This is a genomic window from Mesorhizobium sp. M7A.F.Ca.CA.003.01.2.1 (assembly GCF_003998945.1).
GTDB lineage: Bacteria > Pseudomonadota > Alphaproteobacteria > Rhizobiales > Rhizobiaceae > Mesorhizobium > Mesorhizobium ciceri.
The window spans coordinates 1-4,077 of sequence record NZ_RZRA01000504.1 but is presented as its reverse complement, the minus strand read 5'-3'; the positions used below and the strand labels follow the sequence as shown (position 1 = coordinate 4,077).

General features: G+C 64.0%; 3 protein-coding genes and 1 pseudogene. 3 read left to right on the top strand and 1 reads right to left on the bottom strand.

The window, feature by feature from the left end; all coding sequences use genetic code 11:
* A partial coding sequence (locus EN969_RS19800) for an MFS transporter (RefSeq protein ID WP_164758358.1) occupies positions 1–930 on the top strand: 930 nt, incomplete at its 5' end.
* 86 nt (positions 931–1,016) lie between these two features.
* On the top strand, positions 1,017–2,072 hold the full coding sequence (locus EN969_RS19795; protein WP_063168862.1) for a succinylglutamate desuccinylase/aspartoacylase family protein: 1,056 nt from the start codon (positions 1,017–1,019) through the stop codon (positions 2,070–2,072).
* Position 2,073: 1 nt separating this feature from the next.
* On the opposite strand, the gene EN969_RS19790 is transcribed toward EN969_RS19795, so the two are convergent.
* Positions 2,074–2,844, bottom strand: a complete 771-nt coding sequence (locus tag EN969_RS19790; protein ID WP_013529940.1) for an isocitrate lyase/phosphoenolpyruvate mutase family protein — start codon at positions 2,842–2,844, stop codon at positions 2,074–2,076.
* A 319-nt stretch (positions 2,845–3,163) separates the two neighbouring features.
* Here EN969_RS19790 and EN969_RS19785 point away from each other — a divergent pair.
* Positions 3,164–4,077, top strand: a pseudogene (locus EN969_RS19785) (chorismate-binding protein); the annotation flags it as partial.

The following is a 4,077-nucleotide window of genomic DNA, read 5'->3' as shown; positions in this document are numbered from 1 at the left end:
AATCTGTTTTGCGCCATCTCGCCCAACTACTGGACGCTGATGGCCGCGCGTGTCTTCACCGCTTTCGGCCACGGCGCCTTCTTCGGCATCGGCTCGGTCGTTGCCGCCAGCCTGGTGCCGCGCAACAAGCGCGCCAGCGCTATCGCGCTGATGTTCGCCGGGCTGACGCTGTCCAACATCCTGGGTGTTCCCGCCGGAACCGCACTTGGCGAAGCGTTCGGCTGGCGCTCCACCTTCGTTGCCGTGGTCGGTATCGGCCTGATCTCGGTGGCAGCGATCGCCTGGTTGGTGCCGTCCGATGTCGCCGAGCCAAGCGGTGGCGGCCTGCGCGGCGAGCTGCGCGTGCTGGGCAAGCTGCAGGTCTGGCTGGCCATGCTGATCGCGGCGCTGACCTCCGCAAGCCTGTTCACCGTCTTCACCTACATCAAACCCTACCTCACCGAGGTATCGGGCTTGTCGACCTCGGCAGTCACGTGGGTTCTGCTGCTGTTCGGCGCGGGCATGACCATCGGCAACATTATCGGCGGCAGACTGGCCGACTGGAAACTGATGCCGACAGTGATCGGCACCCTGCTGCTGATGGCCCTGCTTTTCGTTGGATTCAGGCAGTTCGGCGCAATCGCCAGCGTTGCCATCGGCATCGTCTTCCTGTGGGGCCTGCTCATCTTCGTCGTCGTGCCGCCGTTGCAGATCCGGGTCGTCGAGGCGGCCTCCGAGGGACCGAACCTCGCCGCCACGCTGAACCAGGGCGCCTTCAATATCGGCAATGCCAGCGGCGCCTGGATAGGCGGCGTGGCCCTGTCCGCCGGTGTTTCCTATGCCAATTTGCCGCTGGTCGGCGCAGCACTCGCTGTTTTGGCGGTCACCGCCGCTGTGCTGTCGCAGGCGCTGGACCGGCGCGCGCCGGTCATCCCGCTTCCGGCTGAATAGTCTCTTGCGCCCATAGCGCGGCAGGCTGGACCAATCGACATCGGCGCCTTCAAATCGCATGTCTCTCGCTCCTGATGGAGGAAGTCATGCAGAAATCGATCGAACGCATCGCCGGCGAAAGCGAAGGGGTTTCCTACGAATTCCCGCTGTTCCGCTTCACTGGTTCCGACAAGGCTGCTCCTTCGGCCTATCTGCAGGCGGCACTCCATGCCGGCGAGTTGCCGGGTGTCGTCGCCATCGACGCGCTGATGCCGATGCTCAACAAGGCTGAAGCCGAAGGCCGCATCAAGGGCAATCTCACCATCGTGCCCTGGGCCAATCCGATCGGCCGGGCGCAATATCATTTCGGCGAGCATCAGGGCCGCTTCCATCTCGGCACGCGCACCAATTTCAACCGCGGCTTTCCGCTGCTCGCGGCGCCCGACACAGCGCTCTTGCCCGACACCACCCTTGGCAGCGTCGACCAGCGGCTGAAGACGCGGCTGGTGCAGCTCTCGCTCGGCCACGACATCGTGCTCGACCTGCACTGCGATGACGAGGGCCTCGCCTATCTCTACGTCCACACAAGCCTGTGGCCTGATATGGCCGATTGCGCCGCGGCCATGGGCGTCGACGCGGTCGTGCTGTGGAGCGAAGACACCGACGGCACCTTCGAGGGCGCCTCGATCATGCCCTATCAGAACGTCCCCGCCGATGTGGCCAAGCTCGACCGTCGCGTCGCCACCACCGTCGAATATCGCGGCATCCTCGATGTCGATGGTGCTTTGGCCGCCGCCGACGCCGACGGCCTCTACCGGCTGCTGGTGGCGCGCGGCGTGATCGCCGACAGCGCCCTGCCCGCGCCGGGTCCTTTCACCGGCTTCGTGGCGCCATTGGAAAACATCGACATGATGCCGGCGCCACGGGCCGGTGCCGTGCTCTACGACGTGAAGCCCGGCGACCGCGTCGCCAAGGGCGCGCGCCTCGCCACCATCGTCCATGCACCGGGTGAAACCGATGGCCGCACCGAAGTGTTCGCGCCGCAGGACGGCATCATCCTGACCCGCCGCTCGCGCCGCATCATCCGCGCCGGCGAAGATCTTCTGAAGCTGGTCGGCGACAGGAAGAGCACTGATGCCCGGTCGGGAACGCTGGAGGACTGACTTAGCCCGAAATAGCCAGTCGCGCTTTCGCCTCCAGCCATTCCGCCATCTGCCGGTAAGGCACCGGGCCGTGACTGATGCGGGCGACACCCAGTTCCGCCAGCCGCTGGCGCGGCGGCACATGCGCCAGCGCAATGATGTTGACCGGCAACGCAATTGCCTTGCAGAGCGTCTCGATCAGGCCTTCGTCGCCAAGGCCCGGCGCAAAGAAGCCGTGCGCGCCGGCTTTTTCGAAGGCCTGTGCGCGCTCGATGGCCTGGTCGAGCAGAAGGTCATCATGCGCATCCGGTTTCGCCTTGAGGAAGATGTCGGTTCGAGCGTTGATGAATGCCGGTATGCCGGAAGCCTTGACGGCCGCCGCCGCGGCTTCGATGCGCTTTGCCTGCACGGAAATGTCATGCAGGCCGCTGCCACCGACAATCTGATCCTCGAAATTGAAACCGATAGCGCCGGCCCGCAGCGCCAACGTCACCGTGCGAGCGACGATTTCCGGGTCAACGCCGTAGCCGCCCTCGAGGTCCATGGTCACCGGCAGGTCGACCGACCCGACGATGCGCTTGATGTTGTCGAGCGCCAGTTCCAGCGGGATTTTCTCGCCATCGGCGTAGCCGAACGCGGCCGCGACCGGCCAGCTTCCGGTGGCGATCGCCTTGGCACCCGCTTTCTCGATGATCTTGGCCGAACCCGGATCCCAGGCATTGTAGAGGACGACCGGGTTGCCCTTGACGTGGAGGGAATGAAACGTCCGCGCACGCTCGATCTGCTCGGTCATGGTTATTTTCCCGTCTTCCTGCTGTTGGATGAGCACTCTAAGCGGCACTGTCGGCTCTGGCGATGTGCCATGAGCCTGAGAAGCGGCGGCCAACGAACAGACTTTCAAACCTGTTGCGCATCCTTCTTTTCGCAGCTATGGATTTCGCCATGAATATGCGTTCGATCAAGACCATTTGGTGGTGGGCCTGCTGACAGCGGCCTGTTCGAACACGTGCGCGTGAATAGAGAGGGTGGCCGCAACGGAAAGTCCGGGCGGCCATTTGTTTTTTCCAAGCCATTCCCGGGTCCGTTGCCCCAAGAAGCTGATGGAGACGGCAATGACGATGAAGGTTCTGGAAAACGGCGCGGAAAGTTTCGTGACCGCGGGTGGCATCACCATCACCCGCGCGCGCCACGACCGGCCGTATGCGGGCGCGATCGACGCTTACGTCGACGGCCTGAATTCGCGCCGCGGCGCGGTGTTTTCCTCAAACTATGAATATCCCGGCCGCTACACGCGCTGGGACACCGCCATCATCGACCCGCCTCTGGTTATCTCCGCGCGCGGCCGCGCCATGCGTGTCGAGGCCCTCAACGGCCGTGGCGAGGTGTTGTTGCCGGTCATCGGCAAGGCGCTGGGTAGCCTGGCCGATATCACCATCGCCGAGACATCGAAAAGGCTCATCCGTCTCGACGTCGCCAAGCCCGGCCGTGTCTTCACGGAAGAAGAGCGCAGCCGCGTTCCTTCGGTGTTCACGGTGCTGCGCGCCATCACCGCTCTGTTCAAGACCGAGGAAGACGCCAATCTAGGTCTCTACGGCGCTTTCGGCTACGATCTCGCCTTCCAGTTCGACCCGGTAGACTACAAGCTCGAACGCAAGCCAAGCCAGCGCGACCTGGTGCTGTTCCTGCCTGACGAGATCCTGGTCGTCGACCATTATTCGGCCAAGGCATGGACCGACCGCTACGACTATGCCGGCGAGGGTTTTTCGACCGAAGGGCTGCCGCGCGACGAAATCTCCGAGCCGTTCAAGAGCCCCGACCGCATCCCGCCGCGCGGCGACCATGAACCCGGAGAATACGCCGACCTGGTGCGCAAGGCGATGGATTCGTTCAAGCGCGGCGACCTGTTCGAGGTCGTGCCGGGCCAGATGTTCTACGAGCGCTGCGAGACGCAGCCGTCCGAGATTTCGCGCAAGCTGAAGGCCATCAATCCGTCGCCCTATTCCTTCTTCATCAATCTGGGCGAAGG